General features: G+C 63.8%; 1 protein-coding gene. It reads left to right on the forward strand.

Going from position 1 to position 553, the window contains the following annotated elements; all coding sequences use genetic code 11:
* Positions 1 to 59 precede the first annotated feature (59 nt).
* Positions 60 to 473, forward strand: coding sequence for an IS200/IS605 family transposase (gene tnpA, locus BKG60_RS25890; protein ID WP_083650361.1), 414 nt, complete (start codon positions 60 to 62; stop codon positions 471 to 473).
* Positions 474 to 553 lie beyond the last annotated feature (80 nt).

A 553-nucleotide genomic window follows, 5' to 3' on the forward strand; every position in this document is an offset into this window, starting at 1 on the left:
GTGTCGGTTCGATGCGATACCGATAACGCATCTGCATACCGCAACCGTAGAGATGCCCACTGACAACAACGACCTATCGCCGCACCCGCCACAGCGTGTCGCTGCTGCACGCCCACCTGGTGTTCGTGACGAAATACCGCCGGAAAGTGTTCACCGACGACATACTCACCTTCTGCGAGCACACCATGGCTGAGGTGTGTACCGACCTGGGCGCCGAGTTGGTCGAGTTCAACGGCGAGGCCGACCACGTGCACCTGCTCGTCTCCTACCCACCGACGCTGGCGATCTCCACGCTGGTTCAGCGGCTCAAGGGCCGCGCCGCCTACGCGGTGCGCCACGAATACACCGGCGCGTGTGTCCGCGCTCGCATGCGCGGACACCTCTGGTCGCCGTCCTACTTCGCCGTCTCCTGCGGCGGCGCACCCTTGTCGATCATCAAGCAATACATCGACGGACAAGCCCGACCACCTTGAACGCCGGGCTACGCCCGCCGACAAACGGGATGGGCTCACCCCGGACTGAAGTCCGAGGCTTGCGCCCAAGAATCCGGTCA

It is taken from the genome of Mycobacterium syngnathidarum (genome assembly GCF_001942625.1).
Taxonomy (GTDB): Bacteria; Actinomycetota; Actinomycetes; order Mycobacteriales; family Mycobacteriaceae; genus Mycobacterium; species Mycobacterium syngnathidarum.